Annotated in this window: 17 protein-coding genes; 6 read left to right on the top strand and 11 right to left on the bottom strand. The window is 68.6% G+C overall.

Annotation, left to right across the window (positions count from 1 at the left end; translation table 11 throughout):
- Window positions 1–131: 131 nt before the first annotated feature.
- From NQV17_RS23675 to NQV17_RS23665, 3 genes are all read right to left on the bottom strand, one after another.
- Window positions 132–557 (bottom strand): peptidase, encoded by a 426-nt coding sequence (locus tag NQV17_RS23675; protein ID WP_257774092.1) that lies wholly within the window; start codon window positions 555–557, stop codon window positions 132–134.
- 290 nt (window positions 558–847) lie between these two features.
- Window positions 848–1,075, bottom strand: coding sequence for a sulfurtransferase TusA family protein (locus NQV17_RS23670; protein ID WP_006753156.1), 228 nt, complete (start codon window positions 1,073–1,075; stop codon window positions 848–850).
- 151 nt (window positions 1,076–1,226) lie between these two features.
- Window positions 1,227–2,162: a LysR family transcriptional regulator gene (locus NQV17_RS23665; RefSeq protein ID WP_257774091.1), complete on the bottom strand. Its 936-nt coding sequence runs from the start codon at window positions 2,160–2,162 to the stop codon at window positions 1,227–1,229.
- A 116-nt stretch (window positions 2,163–2,278) separates the two neighbouring features.
- Between NQV17_RS23665 and NQV17_RS23660 the strand changes: the two genes are divergently transcribed.
- Entirely contained in the window at window positions 2,279–3,799 is a 1,521-nt protein-coding gene (locus NQV17_RS23660; RefSeq protein WP_257774090.1) for a CoA-acylating methylmalonate-semialdehyde dehydrogenase, read from the top strand.
- A gap of 62 nt (window positions 3,800–3,861) precedes the next feature.
- Here NQV17_RS23660 and NQV17_RS23655 read toward each other — a convergent pair whose 3' ends face one another.
- The 8 genes from NQV17_RS23655 to NQV17_RS23620 form a co-directional block, all read right to left on the bottom strand.
- Entirely contained in the window at window positions 3,862–4,746 is an 885-nt protein-coding gene (locus NQV17_RS23655) for a MurR/RpiR family transcriptional regulator (RefSeq protein WP_257774089.1), read from the bottom strand.
- Between the two features lie 318 nt (window positions 4,747–5,064).
- Window positions 5,065–6,237, bottom strand: coding sequence for a Gfo/Idh/MocA family protein (locus tag NQV17_RS23650; protein WP_257774088.1), 1,173 nt, complete (start codon window positions 6,235–6,237; stop codon window positions 5,065–5,067).
- Window positions 6,238–6,303: 66 nt separating this feature from the next.
- Window positions 6,304–7,230: a sugar phosphate isomerase/epimerase gene (locus NQV17_RS23645; RefSeq protein WP_257774087.1), complete on the bottom strand. Its 927-nt coding sequence runs from the start codon at window positions 7,228–7,230 to the stop codon at window positions 6,304–6,306.
- Between the two features lie 85 nt (window positions 7,231–7,315).
- The gene (locus NQV17_RS23640; RefSeq protein ID WP_257774086.1) at window positions 7,316–8,329 is read right to left on the bottom strand and encodes a Gfo/Idh/MocA family protein; all 1,014 of its coding nucleotides are present in this window, start codon (window positions 8,327–8,329) and stop codon (window positions 7,316–7,318) included.
- A gap of 74 nt (window positions 8,330–8,403) precedes the next feature.
- On the bottom strand, window positions 8,404–9,318 hold the full coding sequence (locus NQV17_RS23635; protein WP_257774085.1) for a sugar phosphate isomerase/epimerase family protein: 915 nt from the start codon (window positions 9,316–9,318) through the stop codon (window positions 8,404–8,406).
- Between the two features lie 36 nt (window positions 9,319–9,354).
- Window positions 9,355–10,380: an ABC transporter permease gene (locus tag NQV17_RS23630; protein WP_040143986.1), complete on the bottom strand. Its 1,026-nt coding sequence runs from the start codon at window positions 10,378–10,380 to the stop codon at window positions 9,355–9,357.
- 27 nt (window positions 10,381–10,407) lie between these two features.
- Window positions 10,408–11,982, bottom strand: coding sequence for a sugar ABC transporter ATP-binding protein (locus NQV17_RS23625; protein WP_257774084.1), 1,575 nt, complete (start codon window positions 11,980–11,982; stop codon window positions 10,408–10,410).
- 68 nt (window positions 11,983–12,050) lie between these two features.
- Entirely contained in the window at window positions 12,051–12,977 is a 927-nt protein-coding gene (locus NQV17_RS23620; protein WP_044846095.1) for a sugar ABC transporter substrate-binding protein, read from the bottom strand.
- Between the two features lie 317 nt (window positions 12,978–13,294).
- Here NQV17_RS23620 and iolC point away from each other — a divergent pair, with 317 nt between their 5' ends.
- From iolC to NQV17_RS23595, 5 genes are all read left to right on the top strand, one after another.
- Window positions 13,295–15,253 carry a 5-dehydro-2-deoxygluconokinase gene (gene iolC / locus NQV17_RS23615; RefSeq protein ID WP_124893746.1) on the top strand — a complete coding sequence of 653 codons (1,959 nt, stop codon included), beginning with the start codon at window positions 13,295–13,297 and terminating at the stop codon, window positions 15,251–15,253.
- 46 nt (window positions 15,254–15,299) lie between these two features.
- Entirely contained in the window at window positions 15,300–17,183 is a 1,884-nt protein-coding gene (iolD, locus tag NQV17_RS23610; protein ID WP_257774083.1) for a 3D-(3,5/4)-trihydroxycyclohexane-1,2-dione acylhydrolase (decyclizing), read from the top strand.
- Between the two features lie 61 nt (window positions 17,184–17,244).
- The gene (gene iolE, locus NQV17_RS23605; RefSeq protein ID WP_257774082.1) at window positions 17,245–18,174 is read left to right on the top strand and encodes a myo-inosose-2 dehydratase; all 930 of its coding nucleotides are present in this window, start codon (window positions 17,245–17,247) and stop codon (window positions 18,172–18,174) included.
- Between the two features lie 31 nt (window positions 18,175–18,205).
- Complete coding sequence (gene iolB, locus NQV17_RS23600) at window positions 18,206–19,024, top strand: 5-deoxy-glucuronate isomerase (protein ID WP_257774081.1); 819 nt, start codon at window positions 18,206–18,208, stop codon at window positions 19,022–19,024.
- 84 nt (window positions 19,025–19,108) lie between these two features.
- A complete protein-coding gene (locus NQV17_RS23595) occupies window positions 19,109–19,603 on the top strand; it encodes a heme-degrading domain-containing protein (protein WP_257774080.1) in 495 nt (164 codons plus the stop codon).
- Window positions 19,604–19,624 lie beyond the last annotated feature (21 nt).

Genomic DNA, 19,624 nt, shown 5'->3' with positions numbered 1-19,624 from the left:
TCGTTTGCCGAGCGCGCAACCTGCGCGATACGGCGCCCCGGCCACCCATCTCAAAAACGGGGCACGGACGAACCGGCGATTTCATCATAGTAGTATGAAATTCGCCAAGAAATTGCGCGGACTACGGTCCTTTATTCGAATAATCCTTCCCGTCGCGCAACTGGAGGCGCTTCCGGCTGCCCCAGCGTGGGCTGCCCCAGCATGGGCTGCCCCAGCATCCTCTCCAGCTGGCTGCGCACGCGCTCCCACGCCGGCGCCGCATAGTCGGGCTGGCTCGCCGCCCACGCCTGCGCGAGATCGAACACGCGCCCGATCGTCGCGCCGCAATACGTGAAGCCCGCGCCGTCGTCCCGCGCGGCGCCGCGCAGCCGTTCGTCGAGCGATTCGGCCAGCCACGGCATCTCGGCCGCCGCCGAATCGGCATACGCCTCGAGCGCGGCACGCGCGTGGCGATCCCATTGCGGGTCGAGCTCGATCCGGCTCAACCCCGCCGCGCGTGCGGGCGCGATGCATTCCGCTGCGGACGGACTTCGAATGGTCCCTGGTCTGAAGGACATGTCCTCTCCCCGTTTGTACGACGGCAGCGTCAGGCATGGCCCCCGTGCCCGCCTCGTATGACGTACCGTGGCCGGCGCATCCATTCGAGACGGACGACCGGCCGGGTCAGTATACGCAGCCGGTCGTGCGGCGAGGTTTAAGAATTGTCAGAGGCGTCAGACGAGCGCTTTCCCATGGAACAGGCGCCTGGGCGAGGGTCTGTGCTGGCGCTCGTGTCGCGCCGTTGGCGCGGCGGACCGCAGCGGGCGGTGCGCGAGCGGGCGCCGCAAGGGGCGCGTGATGCGGGCCGTCAGCGGCGGCGCATCAGGAACACGAAGGTCTTGTCCTGCGTCGTCACTTCGACGATCTCGTTGCCCGTCTGCTTCGCGAACGCGGCGAAATCGCGCTGCGAACCCGGATCGGTCGCGAGCACCTTGAGTATCTGCCCGCTCTCCATATCGGCGAGCGCTTTCTTGGCGCGCAGGATCGGCAACGGGCAATTGAGCCCGCGCGCGTCCACTTCCTTGTGAATCTGCATCGGCTGTCGACCTTCGAATGACGCGCCCCACGGGCGCGGGAGGAAGCGGCGATTTTACCGCAGCGCGGCCGCCCCTGCCCGCGCGGCCCGGGCCCGGCCGCGCGACGCAGCGCGCCCGCGCTCGGCACGCGCCCGTCATGCCAAGCGCCCGTCAGGCGCCCGCGAACCCGCCCGCGAGCCGCTCGCGCAGGTGCCGCACGAGCGCACGCACCGCGCTCGGCACGACCGGGCTGTACGGCCGGAGCGCGAAGATGTGGTCGCCGAACGCGCCCGACGGCCGCCAGCCGTCGAGCAGCGCGACGAGCCGGCCGGCGTCGAGATCGCGCTGCGCGCTGAAATCCGGCAGCAGCGCGATGCCGAGGCCGCCGAGCGCGGCCTCGCGCATCGCCTCGCTGTTGTTGGCCGCGAAGCTGCCGCGCACCGGCACGCTCACGCGCTGGCGCCGCCGGCCGTCCGGCTCGAAGCTCCAGGCGGCCGGTTCGTTGTCGCGCAGGTAGCACAGGCAGCTGTGGTCGACGAGTTCGCTCGGGTGGCGCGGCGCACCGCGCGCGTCGAGGTAGTCGCGGCTCGCGACCAGCAGCGAACGCGTGTCGCACAGCTTCCACGCGACGTGGGTTTGCGGCGCGGTCGTCGTATGGCGGATCGCAAGGTCGAAGCCCTCCTGCGTCAGCGAATGCAGCCGGTCGGACAGGTCGAGTTCGATATGCACGCCCGGGTGCTCCCGCAGGAAATCGGGAAGGTGCGGCACGACCTGCTGGCGCCCGAGCGCGACCGGCGCCGTCACGCGCAGCAGCCCGCGCGGCTCGCCGGCGAGGTCCTTCACGCGCGCGAAGTGCTGGCCGATCGATTCGAACGCGTCGCGCGTGCTGTCGACCAGCGTCTGCCCGGCGTCGGTGAGCCGCACGCTGCGCGTCGTGCGCCGCACGAGCGGCACGCCGGCCGCCTTCTCGAGATCGGCGATGCGCTGGCTCATCGCGGCCTTGCTGATGCCGAGCCGCTGCGCGGCGGCCGTGAAACTGCCGGCCGCGGCCAGCACCGTCAGCGAGTGGATATGCGGCCAGAGCGCCTGGACATTTTGCTGATTCATCCGCCGATTATTCAGAATTCTGAACAGTGAATCAAGCTGCTCGGCCTTCTCCCGACCCGCCGCTTTGCCTAGACTAGGTTCCGTCCATCCCCCATTCCCATGCCCAGGAGACACGCATGACCACGGTTCCCGCCTATACGTCCGACGCCGACGTCGGCCACTACATCGACGGCGCACCCGTCGCCGGCCGCAGCGGCCGCTTCCAGGACGTCTTCAATCCGGCGCTCGGCCGCGCGGTGCGCCGCGTCGCGCTCGCCGGCGACGACGAAGTGCAGCGCGCCGTCGCGTCCGCCCGTGCGGCGTTCCCGGCCTGGGCCGACACGCCGCCGATCCGCCGCGCCCGCGTGCTGCACCGCTTCCTGCAGTTGATGAACGAACACCGCGACACGCTGGCCGCCATCATCACCGCCGAGCACGGCAAGGTGTTCTCGGATGCGCAGGGCGAAGTCGCGCGCGGCATCGACATCATCGAATTCGCATGCGGCGTGCCGCAGCTGCTGAAGGGCGACTTCACCGACCAAGTCAGCACCGGCATCGACAACTGGACGATGCGCCAGCCGCTCGGCGTCGTCGCGGGCATCACGCCGTTCAACTTCCCGTGCATGGTGCCGTGCTGGATGTTCCCGGTCGCGCTCGCGACGGGCAACACGTTCGTGCTGAAGCCGAGCGAACGCGACCCGTCGGCGGCGCTGTTCATCGCCGACCTGCTCACGCAGGCGGGCCTGCCCGCCGGCGTGTTCAACGTCGTGCAGGGCGACAAGGGCGCGGTCGACGCGCTCCTCGACCACCCGGACGTGCAGGCCGTCAGCTTCGTCGGCTCGACGCCGATCGCGGCCTACGTGCAGCAGCGCGCGGTGCAGTCGGGCAAGCGCGTGCAGGCGCTCGGCGGCGCGAAGAACCATCTCGTCGTGATGCCGGACGCGAACATCGAGCAGGCGGTCGACGCGCTGATCGGCGCCGCATACGGCTCGGCCGGCGAGCGCTGCATGGCGATCAGCATCGCGGTGCTGGTCGGCGACGTGGCCGACAAGATCGTGCCGTTGGTTGCCGAACGCGCGCGCAAGCTGGTGATCGGCGACGGGATGTCGCCGGAAGTCGAGATGGGCCCGATCGTCACCGGCGACGCGCTCAAGCGCATCGAAGGCTATATCGAGCAAGGCGTCAGCGAAGGCGCGCAACTGGTGGTCGACGGCCGCGGGCTGCGCGTGCCGGGCCGCGAGGCAGGCTTCTTTACCGGCGGCACGCTGTTCGATCACGTGAGCCCCGACATGCGCATCTACAAGGAAGAGATCTTCGGGCCGGTGCTTGGCTGCGTGCGCGTGAAGGACTTCGGCGCAGCGGTCGACCTGATCAACGCACACGAATTCGGCAACGGCGTCGCATGCTTCACGAGCGACGGCGGCATCGCGCGCGAATTCGCGCGGCGCATCCAGGTCGGCATGGTCGGCATCAACGTGCCGATCCCGGTGCCGATGGCCTGGCACGGCTTCGGCGGCTGGAAGAAGAGCCTGTTCGGCGATATGCACGCGTACGGCGAGGAAGGCGTGCGCTTCTACACGCGCCAGAAGTCGGTGATGCAGCGCTGGGCGTCGAGCATCGGCAAGGGCGCCGAATTCGCGATGCCGACCGCGAAGTAAGCGGGGTCGACGCGCCGCCCGCCGATGGAATGCGCGGGCGGCCGGCGAATCGAAGGCCGGCGTCAGCCGGCCTGCGTGCCGTGCGCGCCGTCGGCGGTCGGCAGGTACGACAGTTCGAGCCGGTAGGCGAGCGCGACGAACAGGCTCTGTGCGAGGCCCATCGTCGCGGTCAGCGCACGGAACCCGAACGTCGCGCTGTCCTGCACCATCAGCGTCACCTCGGCCTCCCGCGCGAGCGGGCTCATCCGGCTGTCGGTGATCGCGATCAGGCGCGCGCCGCGCTGCACGGCCTGCTGCGCGACCTGCACCGTCTCTTCCGCATACGGCATGAACGAGATCACGATCATCACGTCGCCCTCGCGCACCGAGCGGATCTGCCCGAGATGCATGCTGCCGAGCGCGCTGAACAGGCCGATGCGCTTGTCGGTGTGCTGCAGCGCATAGTCGAGATACACGGCGATCGGAAACGCGCGGCGCGAGCCGGCGATCCAGATCGCCTGCGTGTCGGCGAGCAGGTCGACGGCCTGTGCGAGCGCGTGCGGGTCGAGCGTCTGCCGCAGCTGCTGCATGCCGGCAATGCTGCCCTTGATGAATTCGTCGGCGATCTGCTCGGGCTGCAGGCTCGACTCGCCCGATTCGATCACGTCGCGCAGCCGCAGGTTGTACGCGCGGCCCGGCGCGATCTGCTGGGCCAGCCCCTCGCGGAACAGCCGCTGCATCTCGGAGAAGCCCGAAAAGCCGAAATGCTTCGCGAACCGGACGACGGCCGACGGCTGCACGCCGCACGCCTCCGCGAGCGACTGGATGCCTTCCAGGCCCAGCTGGTCCCGATGCGTTTCCACGTGACGCGCAATCACCTTCAGGCGATTGCTGAGGCCGTCGTACTCCTGCGTCAGATGCTGCAGGAACGCCTCGACGGTGGCGGGTGGTTTCTCGGATGAACTCATCGGATAGCGCGAAGTTGACGGACCCGATCCGCGCGCCGCCTGCGCGTGCGCCCGGGACTCACCTATGGACATGCATGAAGGGCGAATTTAATCACGTTTGCGGCACGGCCCGCGCCGCACGCTCGCTCCCACGCGCTCGATCATCACCTGCACACGCTCCACGGCCGGAATGGAAACGATTTTCCAACGCCGTCGCCGAGCCGTAAAGATTAGGGCGTCTACCGACGCCGATGCGGACGGCTCCGCCGAGGGTCGCCGGCAGCCGCCCTGGGCCGCCGGCCGGCGCCGCGCATCGGCCGCCGCTTGCTGACCGCTTGCTCACCGATAGTCGACCCATACGCCGCCCGCATCGGCGGACCGCACGCAGTTCTCGACCCACCGCACGCCTTCGACGCCCGCATGGACATCCGGAAAGCGGATGTTCTTCAACGCATGCGCGTCGCCGCGATCGGCCGCATCCATCGCGAGCGCGAAGCGTGCGTACAGATTCGACCACGCTTCGAACAGCCCTTCCGGATGCCCGGCGCCGATGCGGTCCTCGCGCAATGCGAGCGGATGCAGATAGCCCATCCCGCGATCGAGCACCTGCGCGGGCTGCCCCTGGATCTCGTAGCGCAACTGGTTCGGATGTTCGTCCCACCATTCGACGCTCGCCTTCGAGCCGATCACGCGCACCTTCTGCCCGTGCATCGAGCCCGCGTTCACCGCGCTCGACCACACGTAGCCGATCGCGCCCGTGTCGTACTCCATGATCGTGAACGCGTTGTCCTCGAGCGGCGCGCGACTCTTCACGAAGCTCTGCCGCGAGCACATCAGCCGTTTGATCCGCAGTTCCGGCGCCATCACTTCGGAGATGTACAGCGGATGCGTGCCGATATCGCCGAGCACGTAGCTCGGCCCCGCGAACTTCGGGTCGACGCGCCAGCGCGCGGCGGCGCTCGCCGCTTCGACGCCCTCGCTGTGAAAGCCGTGCGCGAACTGCATCTGCACGATGCGTATCTCGCCGAGATCGCCGCGCGCGATCATTTCGCGCGCCTGCTCGATCATCTGGTGTCCGGAATAGCCGTACGCGACGCCGACGATGCGGTTCTTCTCGACCGACAGCCGCTGCAGCGCCTCGGCCTCCTCGGTCGTGAAGCACAGCGGCTTTTCGCACACGACGTGCAGCCCCGCGTTCAGCGCCGCGCGGCAAATTTCGAAGTGCGTGTTGTTCGGCGTCGCGATCGACACCGCGCGGATGCCGTCGGCACGCTTCGCCTCGGCGTCGAACATCGTCCGGTAGTCGGGATAGCAGCGCCCGGCGTCGACGCCGAGCTTCACGCCGAATTGCCGCCCGCGTTCGGCATCGATGTCGAATGCGCCGGCAACGAGCTGGAAGCTGCCGTCTCGCAATGCAGCCGACCGGTGGCTGTAGCCGATCTGGCTGCCGAGCCCGCCGCCGACCATGCCCCAGGGAATCGAATGTCCGAGCAGAATCTGTCCGTCGATCATGATTGTCGTGTTCCTGTCCGTGTTCAGGTGTTCAAAGTGTGTGCAAAGGGTCGGGCCGACGGCCGATTACGCGAACCCGGCCGATGCGAGAAACTCCCGGCTCGCCGCGACGTCGCGCAGGCTCGTGCCGGCATTGCGCGGATCGCGCTCCTGTTCGATCGTGATGTATCCCGCATAGCCGATGTCGTCGAGCGCGCGACGGATCGCGCGGTAGTCGAGCACGCCGGTGCCGATCGGGCACATCACGCCACGCGCGCACGCCGCGAAGAAGGCGATGTGTTCGCCCATCACCGCGTCGTATACGGCCGCGTCGATATCCTTGAAATGCACGTAGTCGAGCCGCGCCGCGTGACGGCGCAGCCACGTCTCGGGATCCATCCCCGAGTAGTACAGGTGGCCGGTGTCGAGACAGAGGCCCGCCGTATCGGCCGTGACGTCGGCGACGATCCGGTCGATCTCGTCCGCGAACTCGATGTAGCCGCCCGCATGCGGATGGATCACCGCGCGCACGCCGAATTCGTCGCGCGCGATCGTCGCGATTTCGCGAATGTGGTCGACCATGCGCGCCCAGCGTTCGGCGGACAGGCGCGGCGCGCGATCCGCGTGGCCGGCCGCGTAGTCGCGTTCGTCGTGCCCCCAGTCCATCACGACCAGATACGGCGCCGCATGGCGCTGGCCCGGCTGCGTCGGCAGCTTCGGCAAGCGCGTGATCAGCGCGCAGATCTCGCGCGTCTGGCGCAGCAGGTTCGGCAGGTTCTCCGGCGACACCAGGTCGTCGAAGATCGTGCCGGCGGTGATGCTCAAACGCTGCCGCTCGAGCTCCGCGCTCACCACGTCGAGCTCGAGCGGGATGTAGCCGTACGGGCCGAGCTCGATGCCCGAATAGCCGGCCTGTGCGGCCTCCGCGAGCACCTGTCGCCACGGCGGCAGGTGCGGGTTCTTCACGTCGTCGACGCCCCAGCAGCAGGGCGCGCAGCCAATCTTCATCGTCATGTTGGTCAGTCCCGCAGGAAAGCGGCGCGCGGCCGCGAGCATGGCCGCGTGGACACGCGGCCCGGTGTCGGCGTGTTCAGCCGGTTCAGCCGCGATAGAACGCCGGGCGTTCGGCCATCGCGATCGGCTCGACCGCCCCGCTCTGCTGCGCGCGCACGCACGCATCGGCCGCGACCGCCGCCGCATAGCCGTCCCACGCGGACGGTCCGGTCAGCGCACCCTGCCGCACGCCGTCGATGAACGCCTGCAGCTCGACGTCGTACGACGCGACGAAGCGCTCCTTCCAGTCGGTCATGATCTCGACCGACTGCCGCGCCGCGTGCTTGAGCCCAACCGCGGGCGGATCGGGCAGCTTCGCGATGCCGTTCTCGCCGACCACCTCGCACTGGATGTCGTAGCCGTATTGGCAGTTGACGAAGATCTCGACGTCGATGCGCACGCCGCTCGCGGTTTCGAGCAGCACGATCTGCGGATCGGCGAGATGCGCGGACGCATGGCGCGTCTTCTTCGGATAGACGACCTGCGCGCTCGCATAGTCCTCGCCGAGCAGCCAGCGCAGCACGTCTAGTTCGTGGATCAGCGTGTCGGTGATCGCCATGTCGGTCGTATAGCGCTCGCCGACCGACTGGTTGCGGTGCGCGCAATGCAGCATCAGCGGCGCGCCGATCTCGCCGCCGTCGATCACGCGCTTGAGCGCGCGATAGCCTTCGTCGTACGGACGCATGAAGCCGACCTGCACGAGCCGGCGGCCGTGCGCGACCTCGGCTTCGACGATGCGCATGCAGCCGTCGGCCGTGACGGCCAGCGGCTTCTCGCAGAACACCGGCTTGCCGTGCGCGATCGCGTCGAGCACGAACGCTTCGTGCGTCGGCCCCCACGACGTGACGAGCACGGCCTGTACGTCGGCGGCCGCGACCACTTCGTGGCCGTCACCGTAGATTTCCGCATCGAGCCCGTACTTCGTCACCGCATCGCGCGCCTGCTGCGGATCGATGTCGTTGACGGCCACCACGCGCGCGCCGGACAGCGTGCGCGTGAGCCTGCGGATATGGTCCTGGCCGATCGCGCCGCAGCCGATCACGCCGATTTGCAAGGTCATCCGGATATCTCCAGTCTCTGGTTCAACGACGGCGCGGCCCGTGCCGCGCCGGTCGGCAATGGTTCCAAAACGGGTCAGCGCACGGCCGCCCGTTCGAAATGGCGTTCGACGTAGCGCTGGATCGTGTCGCGCATGTAGCGCGACGACGCTTCCGCGCGGTCCTCCCACGCGAACACGCACGACGACATCACGCCGTCGAAGCCGGCGCTGCCGAGTGCGCGGAAAAACACGTCCCAGTCGATCTCGCCCTGCCCGATGTCGAGATGCTGGTGCACGCGGATCTGGTTCGAGCCCGGCGGGTTCACGATGTAGCGCAGCTGGCTGCTCTTGCGGTGGTCGAACGTGTCGGCCACGCGCACGTGTGCAAGGATCGGCGCGGCGGCCGCGATCATCGCGGCCATGTCGTCGCCGTAATAGAACGTGTGCGGCGCGATGTACGACAGCTTCAGCGACGGCGAGCCGATGTTCGTGACGATGTCGATCGCCGGCTGCAGCTGCTCGATCCAGTCTTCCGGATGCGGCTCGACCGACAGCACGATGCGTTCGCGCTCGAGGATCGGCAGCAGCTCGTCCATCGAACGGAACCACGCGGCTTCGCACAGCTCCTTCGGATTCGCGCCCGGCCGTTCGCCGACCGAGCGCTCCGGCGACGCGCCGCGCCCGAATTCGGACACCATCAGCGGGCATTCCATCTCGAGCGCGACCTCGATCGCCTTCTTCCAGCAGCGCACCGCCCACTGCCGCTCGTCATCGAACGGGCTGGCCCAGCGGTACATCGGCTGCAGCGACGCAAGGCCCACGCCGCTTGCGCGCAATGCGTGCCGGAACGCGGCCATGCGCTCGCGCGTCGCGCGCGGCATCACCCACCAGTCGAGAAAGTCGCTGCGCGGCGACAGCTCGATCTGGTCGTAGCCGAGCTCGGCCACCGCATGCGGCAGCCGGTCGAGCGGCAGGTGGCGAATCATGTAGGGGTCCAGAGCGATCTTCATCTTCTTCCCGTTTGTTGTGTGTTCGGCCGCGGCCGGTCAGCGGCGCGACTTCTTGTTGCGATACTGGTCGGCGATCACGGCCGCGACGATGATCGCGCCCTTGACCATCTCCTGGTAGTACGCGTCGATCCGGATGAACGTGAAGCCCGACGTCATCACGCCGAGGATCAGCACGCCGATCACGGTGCCCGTCACGCGCCCGAGGCCGCCCGACAGCGACGTGCCGCCGATCACGACGGCCGCGATCGCGTCGAGCTCGTACATCACGCCCATGCCCGACTGGCCGGAGATCGCGCGCGCGGCCGTCACGGTGCCGGCGATCCCGCTCAGGAGGCCCGCGATCGCATAGACGAACACCAGGTGGCGCGTCACGTTGATGCCCGACACGACGGCCGCGTGGCGGTTCGCGCCGATCGCATACGTGTACTTGCCGAAGCGCGTGTAGCGCAGCACGACGTGGAAGATCGCGGCCACCACGACGAAGATGATCACCGGGTTCGCGCCCGCGCCGATCGCCGCGAACTGGTCGGTCAGCATCGACACCGGCATCCCGTTGGTGAACCACTTCGCGAAGCCGCGCGCGGCCACCATCGTGCCGAGCGTCGCGATGAACGGCGGGATGCCCGTCAGCGCGATCAGCGAGCCGTTCAGCAGGCCGACCAGCAGCCCGACGCACACGCCGGCCAGCACCGGCCAGATGACCGGCAGGTCGGTCAGGTGCGGGAACACCGCGCGCGGAAAATCGGACACCTGCGCGAGGCTGGCCGACACGACCGCCGCCGCGGCGACGACCGACCCCGACGACAGGTCGATCCCGCTCGTGATGATCACGAGGTTCACGCCGACCGCGATGATGCCGATCACGGCCATCTGCAGCACGATGATCTCGAGCCGCTCCGCGTTGAACAGGAAGCTCTGCCCGACGACGAGCCAGCCGATCACCTCGAAGAACAGGCTGATGCCCACCAGCACCAGGAAGATGCTCAGTTCGGGCGGCCACTTCGCGTGCCGCGTCTTGATCGTCATGGACTGCGCGTCCGCGACCGGATTCAGGTTGCCCATTTCAGTTGTCTCCATGCTTGTTGCGGCTCAGCGCGAGGCCAGGTCCATGATGCGGACCTGGTCGGCGTCCTTGCGTTCGACGATGCCGGTCATCCGGCCTTCGTGCATCACCATCACGCGATCGCTCATGCCGAGCACCTCCGGCATCTCCGACGAGATCATCAGCACCGCGACGCCCTTGCCGGCGAGCGCGCTGACGAGCCGGTGAATCTCGGCCTTCGCGCCGACGTCGATCCCGCGGGTCGGCTCGTCGAGGATCAGGATGCGCGGTTGCGTGAGCAACCATCTGCCGATCAGCACCTTCTGCTGGTTGCCGCCCGACAGGTTCTGGATTTCCTCGTGCAGCCCGGGCGTCTTCACGCGCAGCATCCGGCTCATTGCCTCGCAGTCGCGTTTCAACTGCGCCTGCCGCACGAAATTGAACTTCACGTAGCGGTTGCTGAGCACCGCCGCTTCCATGTTCGCGAGCAGGTCGAGATTCAGGAAGCAGCCGGTGTCCTTGCGGTCCTCGGTGAGGAACGCCATCCCGTGCTTCATCGCTTGCGCGGGCGTGGCGATGCGCACCGGCTTGCCGTCGATCAGGATCTCGCCGGCGGTGGCCGGCACGACGCCGAACAGCGCCTCCGCGACGTTCGAGCGCCCCGAGCCGACGAGGCCCGCGACGCCGAGGATCTCGCCCGCGCGCAGCTCGAAGCTGACGTCGCGGAACACCCCGTCGACGCCGAGGTTCTTCACGGCCAGCACGACGTCGCCGATCGGCACCTCCTCCTTCGGGAACATCTGCGTGATCTCGCGGCCGACCATCATCCGGATGATGTCGTCGCGCGTGACGTCGCTCGACGCGTGCGTGCCGATGTACTTGCCGTCGCGGAACACCGAGAACTCGTCGGCGATCTCGAACAGCTCGTTCATCTTGTGCGTGATGTAGACGATGCCCTTGCCCTGCTCGCGCAGCTGGCGAATGATGCGGAACAGGTGCGTGACCTCCTTGTCGGTCAGCGCGGAAGTCGGCTCGTCCATGATCAGCACTTCGGAGTCGAACGACACGGCCTTCGCGATCTCGACCATCTGGCGGCTCGCGACCGTCAGCGTGCGCACGTCGGCTTCCGGGTCGATGTCGATCGACAGCCGCTCGAACAGCGCGGCGGTGCGGCGGCGCAGCTCGGCGTGATCGATCAGGCCGAAGCGGTTCTTCGGTTCGCGGCGGATCCAGATGTTCTCCGCGACCGTCATGTACGGCATCAGGTTGAGTTCCTGGTGGATCATCGCGATCCCGCGATCGAGCGCGTCGAGCGGGCCGTTCAGCACGACGGGCTCGCCGTTGATCAGGATCTCGCCCTGGTCGGGCGTGTAGACGCCGGCGATGATCTTCATCAGCGTCGACTTGCCGGCGCCGTTCTCGCCCATCAGCGCATGCACGGTGCCGCGCCGCACGCGGAACTGCACGCCGTCGAGCGCGACGACGCCGGGAAACGACTTGCCGACGCCGCGCACCTCGAGCACGCAGTCGGCGGCGGGCGCACCGGACGAACCCGGTGCGGCGGGCGAGGCGGCCGGCGCGCTTTCGCTCGCCATCGAGCGCGCCATCCTGGCTGTAAACATGGACGTTCCTCGAAAGTCACACGCGAACCCGGACACGCCGGGCCCGCGCAGTTCAGCGGAAAAACCGGTCAGTGCTTCGCGTACTGGTTCATGTTCTCCGGCGTGACGAGTTCGAACGGCACGTTCACGAAGCGCTCGACGGGCTGCTTCTTCGCCAGCTTGAGCGCGGCCGCGACGGCCTGCGCGCCCTGCCCGGCCGCGTTCTGGTACACCGACACCTTCAGCTCGCCGCTCTTCATCGCCGCGAGCCCGTCCGGCGTCGCGTCGATGCCCGCGACGACCGTCTTCGGCGTCAGCTTGCGCGCGGCCTTCAGCGCGTTGATCGCGCCGATCGCCATTTCGTCGTTGTTCGACACGATCGCGTCGAACTTCGTCCCGGAGCTCAGCCAGTTCATCGTGATGTCCTGGCCCTGCGTGCGGCTCCACTTGCCTTCGCGCTTGTCGACGATCTTCATGCCGGCGCAGTCCTTGGTCGCGATCACGTCCTCGATGTCCTTGGTGCGCGCGCGCGCCGACTCGTTGGACAGCTCGCCCATCAGCACCAGGATGTCGCCCTTGCCGCCGAGCAGCTTGCACACCTGGCGCGCCTGCAGCGTGCCCGACTGTTTCTCGTCGGAGGCGACCACCGCGACGCCGGCCGGCAGCTTGTCGAAATCGACCGGCTTGCGGTTCACGTAGACGAGCGGGATCTTCGCGGCGGTCACCATCTTGGTGATCTTCGGCGTCGCGTCGGTGTCGACCGCATTCACGATGATCGCGTCGACCTTCTGCGCGATCATGTTCTGGACCTGGCTCAACTGCTTGCCGACGTCGTTGCCGCCGTCCTCGATCTGCACGGTCGCGCCGTCCTTCTTCGCCGCATCGCCGATGCTGTTGCGCAGGATCGTCAGGAACGTGTCGTCGAACGATGCCATCGTCACGCCGATCTTCTCGGCATGCGCGAGCGGCATGGCCAGGATTGCGGCGGCCGCGGCGGCCATCAGCTTGGTCTTCATGATCACTCTGTCTCCTCATCTCCGGGGGCGGAAAAACGGCGCGTTGCGCGCCGCCGGGCCGAGTCCGATCGGATCCGATTCGGACTGAAGCATCCGGATGAAACTGTAGATCACTTCTTCGAAAATTTGGAAATTTATTTCTACGTGATTTCACCTAGGGAACTGGATTTCCAAAAAGTCTAGACTCCGTTCCGTAGCCCGATTCCTTGCGGCAGGCGTTCCCGTGTCGTGCCGCGCACGTGACGGACCACCGTCGCAGGATCGGTCCCTCAATCCGCCGGCAGGGTCGAACGCCGGCCGCGAGCGTGATACGTGATATGAGCCCGTTGAACTTTCCGACTGACCGCCCCATCGATCTCGCCTGCCTCGGCCGCGTCGCCGTGGACCTTTACGCGCAACAGTACGGCAGCCGCCTGGAGGATGCGCGCAGCTTCCAGATGTATCTCGGCGGCTCGTCGGGCAACGTCGCGTTCGGCGTCGCCCGGCTCGGACTGAAGACCGCGATGATCTCGCGCGTCGGCGACGAGCAGATGGGCCGCTTCGTGCGCGAGACGCTCGAGCGCGAAGGCTGCGACACGAGCCAGCTGCAGACCGATCCGGAACGCCTGACCGCGCTCGTGCTGCTCGGGCTGAAGGATCGCGACACGTTCCCGCTGCTGTTCGTGCGCGAGAACTGCGCGGACATGGCCGTGCGCGCCGACGAGATCCGCGAGGACTTCATCGCCGGCTGCCGCGCGCTCGCGATCACCGGCACCCATCTTTCGACGCCGGGCACCCGCGAGGCGTCGCTGACCGCGCTCGGCTACGCGCGCCGCCACGGCGTCGTGCGGATCCTCGACATCGACTACCGGCCGGTGCTGTGGGGGCTGACCGCGCGCGGCGCGGGCGAGAACCGCTACGTGCCCGACGCGCAGGTCACGCGGCAGCTGCAGCAGGTGCTCGGCGAGTTCGACCTGCTGGTCGGCACCGAGGAGGAATTCCTGATCGCGGGCGGCGTGCCGCACGACCTGATCGCGTCGCTGCAGGCCGTGCGCCGCGCGAGCGGCGCGGTGCTGGTGGTCAAGCGCGGCGCGCTCGGCTGCTGCGTGATCGAGGGCGACATCCCTGCGCGCATCGACGATGCGCCGACCTTCCACGGCGAACGCGTCGAAGTCCTGAACGTGCTGGGCGCGGGCGACGCGTTCCTGTCGGGCCTGCTGTCCGGGCTGCTGCGCGGGCACGGCTGGGCGCAAGCGACGCGCATCGCGAACGCGTGCGGCGCGATCGTCGTGTCGCGCCACGCGTGCTCGGCCGCGATGCCGACGCCGGCCGAGCTCGCGCACTGGTTCGGCGGCAGCCGCAATCCGCAGGTGGACGCCGATCGCGCGCTCGCGCACCTGCATCGCGTGACGGTGCCGCGCCGCGCATGGGACGACCTGTGCGTGATGGCGTTCGACCATCGCAGCCAGTTCTACGAGCTCGCGGTGCAGGCCGGCGCGGACGAAGCGCGGATCAAGACGTTGAAGCGCCTGCTCGTGCGCGCGGCCGAACAGGTCGAGCGCGATCGCCGGATCGAAGGCCATGTCGGCGTGCTGATCGACGGCGGCGCATATGGCCGCGACGCGCTCGCGTCGGCCACCGGCCGCGGCTGGTGGGTCGGCCGCCCGGTCGAGCTGCCCGGCTCGCGGCCGCTGTGCTTCGACGACACGCGCTCGGTCGGCTCGTCGCTCACGCACTGGCCGACCGAACAGGTCGTGAAGTGCCTCGTCCACTACCACCCCGACGACGACGTCGACCTGCGCGTCGCGCAGGAGCAGCGCGTGCTGGAGCTGTGGGAAGCCACGCGCGCGAGCGGCAACGAGCTGCTGCTGGAAATCATTCCGCCGCGCGCGGTCACGCCGCCCGGCACCGAGGACGACGCGGTGCTGCGCACGGTCGCGCGCTTCTACAACCTCGGCGTGATGCCGGAGTGGTGGAAGCTCGCGCCGATGAGCGCCGACGGCTGGGCGCGGCTCGAGACGCTGGTAGCCGAGCGCGACCCGCACTGCCGCGGCGCGGTGATCCTCGGGCTGAACCAGCCGCTGCAATATCTGGTCGACAGCTTCCGCTCGGCGACCAACCCGATCGTCAAGGGCTTCATGGTCGGCCGCACGCTGTGGGCCGACGCGTCGCTGCACTGGCTCGCCGGCCGGATCGACGACCAGGCGCTGATCGACGAAGTGGCCGGCAATTTCGCGCAGCTGGTCGACGCGTGGCTCGGCCGCCGTGCCGCCGCGCGCGCCGCGGCAGCAGCCTGATGCAGATGTCCGTGATGACCACCCGATTCCTCCCGATCGACAGACGATGACCACCACCGTGAGACTGACCGTCAGCCAGGCGCTCGTGCGCTACCTGGCCGCCCTGCGCGCCGAAGTCGTCCAGCCGGACGGCCGCACCGAAATCCTGCCGTATTGCGGCGGCGTGTTCGCGATCTTCGGCCACGGCAACGTGGCCGGGCTCGGCGAAGCGCTGCATGCCGAACGAGACCGGCTGCCGACGTTCCGCGCACACAACGAGCAAGGGATGGCGAATGCGGCCGTCGCGTTCGCGAAAGCGAACTTCCGCCAGCGGATGATGGCCGCGACGTCGAGCATCGGCCCCGGCGCGACCAACATGCTGACCTCCGCCGCGCTCGCGCACGTCGGCCGGCTGCCGCTGTTGCTGCTGCCCGGCGACGTGTTCGTGTCGCGGCTGCCCGACCCGGTGCTGCAGCAGGTCGAGGACTTCGAACAGGGCGACGTCAGCGCGAACGACTGCTTCCGGCCGGTGACGCGCTACTTCGACCGGATCACGTCGCCCGAGCAGCTGCTCGTCGCACTGCCGCGCGCGATCCAGGTGATGACCGACCCCGCGCAGTGCGGCCCCGTGTGTCTCGCGCTGCCGCAGGACGTGCAGACCTTCGCGTACGACTGGCCGGAGGATTTCTTCGCGCCGCCGGTGATCCGGATGCGCCGCCCGCCGGCCGACGCGCTCGAACTCGCGGATGCGCTCGACGTGTTGAAAGCGGCGAAGAAGCCGCTGATCGTCGCCGGCGGCGGCGTACTGTACAGCCAGGCGTGGGACGCGCTGCGCACGTTCGCCGACACGCACGGCGTGCCGGTCGCCGAATCGCAGGCCGGCAAGGGCAGCCTCGCGTGGGACCACCCGCTGAACCTCGGCTCGATCGGCGTGACGGGCTCGCCCGCCGCGAACCGCGCGGCCGCGCAGGCCGACGTGGTGTTCGCGGTCGGCACGCGCCTGCAGGACTTCACGACCGGCTCGCATGCGCTGTTCGGCAATGCGACGCTGCTGAGCCTGAACGTGCAGCCGTTCGACGCGGGCAAGAAGCGCGGCCGGCAATTGATCGCCGATGCGCGCACGGGCCTCGGCCAGCTGTCGGCCGCGCTCGCGGGCTGGCGCGCGGATGCGGCCTGGACGGCCGCGAACCAGGATCAGGCCGCCGCGTGGAACGCGCGCGTGACCGAGCTGACCACGCGCGTGCCGACGGACACGCTGCCGTACGACGCGGAAGTGATCGGCGCGGTGCGCGACTCGGCGGCCGACGCGGGGCGCGACAGCGCGCGCGACGATCTCGTCGTGTGCGCGGCCGGCACGCTGCCGGCCGAACTGCACAAGCTGTGGCGCAGCGGCGTGCCGGGCAACTACCACATGGACTACGCGTACTCGTGCATGGGCTACGAGGTCGCGGGCGGCCTCGGCGCGAAGCTCGCGCGGCCCGAGCGCGAAGTGATCGTGATCGTCGGCGACGGCTCGTACATGATGCTCAACGCCGAGCTCGCGACGTCCGTGATGCTCGGCCGCAAGCTCATCGTCGTGATCCTCGACAACCGCGGCTACGGCTGCATCGAGCGGCTGCAGCTCAATTGCGGCGGCGCGAGCTTCAACAACATGCTCGACGACTGCGTGCCGGAAGGCGGCGAACGCTCGACGATCGACTTCGCGATGCATGCGCGCTCGATGGGCGCCGAAGCCGTGCACGTGCGCGACGTCGGCGAGCTGCGCAGCGAAATGAAGCGTGCGCGCGCGGCGAAGACGAGCCAGGTCATCGTGATCGACACGACGCACGAGCGCACGACCGCGGACGGCGGCGCGTGGTGGGAAGTCGCGGTGCCGCAGGTATCCGCGCGCGCCGGTGTCGAACGCGCGCACCGGACGTATCTCGACGAGAAAACCCGGCAGCGACGCTGATCCGTTTCCCCATTCAATCCGCCGCTCCGCGAAAACAACATTCGAACCAAGGAAGCACGTCATGAGCTGGAACGTTCGCATCGGTATCAATCCCCTGTCGTGGATGAACGACGACCTGCCGTCGCTCGGCGGCGAGACGCCGCTCGAGACGGCACTGAAGGAAGGCGCCGAAATCGGCTACGCGGGCTTCGAGCTCGGCAACAAGTTTCCGAAGACGGGCCCCGAGCTGAAGGCGAAGCTCGCCGAGTTCGGGCTCGTGTGCGTGTCGGGCTGGTATTCGGGCTTTCTGGCGGAAGTCGCGCCGGGCATGAGCGACGCCGATGCCGTCGAGGCCGAAATCGAGCGCTGCCGTGCGCACATGACGAAGCTGCAGTTCAACGACGTGAAGGTCGTGGTGTACGGCGAATGCGCGGGCACGATCCAGGGCAGCATCGACACGCCGGTCGCCAAGCGCCCGCGCTTCGTCGACGATGAAACCTGGCGGCGCTATGCGGCGCGCCTCGACGCATTCGGCGCGCACCTGCTCGAGACCTACGGGATCAAGCTCGCCTACCATCACCACATGGGCGCGTACGTCGAATCGCCGGACGACGTCGACCGGCTGATGGCGCTGACCGATCCGGCGAAGGTGTTCCTGCTGTTCGACACGGGCCACGCGTATTTCGGCGGCGCGGCCGATCCGGTCGCGCTGCTGAAGAAGCACGTGGCGCGCGTCGTGCACGTGCACTGCAAGGACGTGCGGCCGCAGGTCGTCACGCAGGCGCGCAACGGCGGCTGGAGCTTCCTGAACGGCGTGATCAACGGCACCTTCACGGTGCCGGGCGACGGCGCGCTCGATTACGAAGCGACGCTGCGCACGCTGAAGGACGCCGGCTACGAAGGCTGGCTCGTGGTCGAGGCCGAGCAGGACCCGGCCGTCGCGCCGAGCTATCAGTATGCGAAGAAGGGCTACGAATCGCTGCGCGCGATCGTCGACCGGTTGAGCGCGTAAGCCCCGTCATCTCATCGAGGAACCTCACGCCATGACGATTTCTCCCCTGCTGGTCAAGGCATCCGCCGACCGCGAAATCTGCAACGTGACGCCCGAGTCGGCCGGCTGGAAACACGTCGGCTTTCGCGCGCTACGCCTGAAGGCCGGCGACACCGAAACGCTCGACACGGGCACGCGCGAACTGTGCGTCGTCGTGCTCACGGGCACGCTGCGCGCGCAAGTCGACGGCGAGACCTACGACGCGCTCGGCAAGCGCGACAGCGTGTTCGAGGAAGTGTCGCCGGACGCACTGTACGTGCCGGGCGGCAAGACCGTCACGCTGGTGGCGACGCGCGACACGGAAGTCGCGCTGTGCACCGCGCCTTACGCGAGCGGCGACAAGCGCGTGCAGCGCCTCGACGGCGAACGGATGCGGCGCGCCGTGCGCGGGCAAGGCACCAACACGCGCTACGTATGCGACATCCTGATGGGCGACAACCCGGCCGCGGACCGGCTGCTCGTCGTCGAAGTGATCACGCCCGCGAGCCACTCGAGCAGCTATCCGCCGCACAAGCACGATCGCGACGCGGCGCCCGACGAAACGTCGCTCGAGGAAACCTATTACCACCGGATCGATCCGCCGCAGGGTTTCGCGTTCCAGCGCGTGTACACGGACGACCGCAGCCTCGACGAGGCATGCGCGATCGAGAACCACGACGTCGTGATGGTGCCGCGCGGCTATCACCCGGTGGTCGCGCCGCACGGCTACAACCTGTACTACCTGAACGTGATGGCCGGGCCGAGCCGCGCGTGGGCGTTCAAGAACGACCCCGCGCACGAGTGGATGCTCGACGCGGCGCCCGGGCGCTGATGCATTGACGCGCTGAACGATCGACGGCCGGCGCGCGACGCAGGACGCGCGCACGGGCCGAACTTGCGACGACACGGAGCTGCCATGGCGACACCCTTCCCGCGCTGCGCGCCCACGCCCTTCGGCGACACGGCCTCAACGCCGATGCTGGCGCACTTCGATGCCGACGTCGCGCGCCGGCTCGGCGACATCGCGATCAATCTCGCGTCGCGCCGCGGGCTGCCGATCGCGGTCGGCATCGTCGGCGAAGCCGCACCGCTGTTCTATTGCGCGCTCGACGGCAGCCGCGCCCGCGACAGCGACGCGATCCGCCGCCGGCAGAACACGGTGTTGCGCTTCGGCGTCAGTTCGCTCGAGGTCGGCGCGCGCTTTCGCCGCGCCGGCTGGTCGCTGCAGTCGCAGGGATTGTCGGATGCCGACTATGCGCTCGACGGCGGCGGCGTGCCGCTGCGGCTGGCCGACGGCGCCATCGTCGGCGCGATGGCGATCGCCGGGCTCGACGACGAACGCGATCATGCGCTCGTCGTCGAGAGCCTGCGCTGGCATGTCGGCGCGAACGCGCTCGCGATGATCGCGTAGCGGCGCGCGCCGGCGCGCGCG

Origin of the sequence: Burkholderia sp. SCN-KJ, from assembly GCF_024656005.1 — a bacterium.
In the GTDB taxonomy this organism is placed as follows: Bacteria; Pseudomonadota; Gammaproteobacteria; order Burkholderiales; family Burkholderiaceae; genus Burkholderia.
Note: the sequence above shows the minus strand (reverse complement) of the source record. Positions and strands in the feature narration are given on the sequence as shown.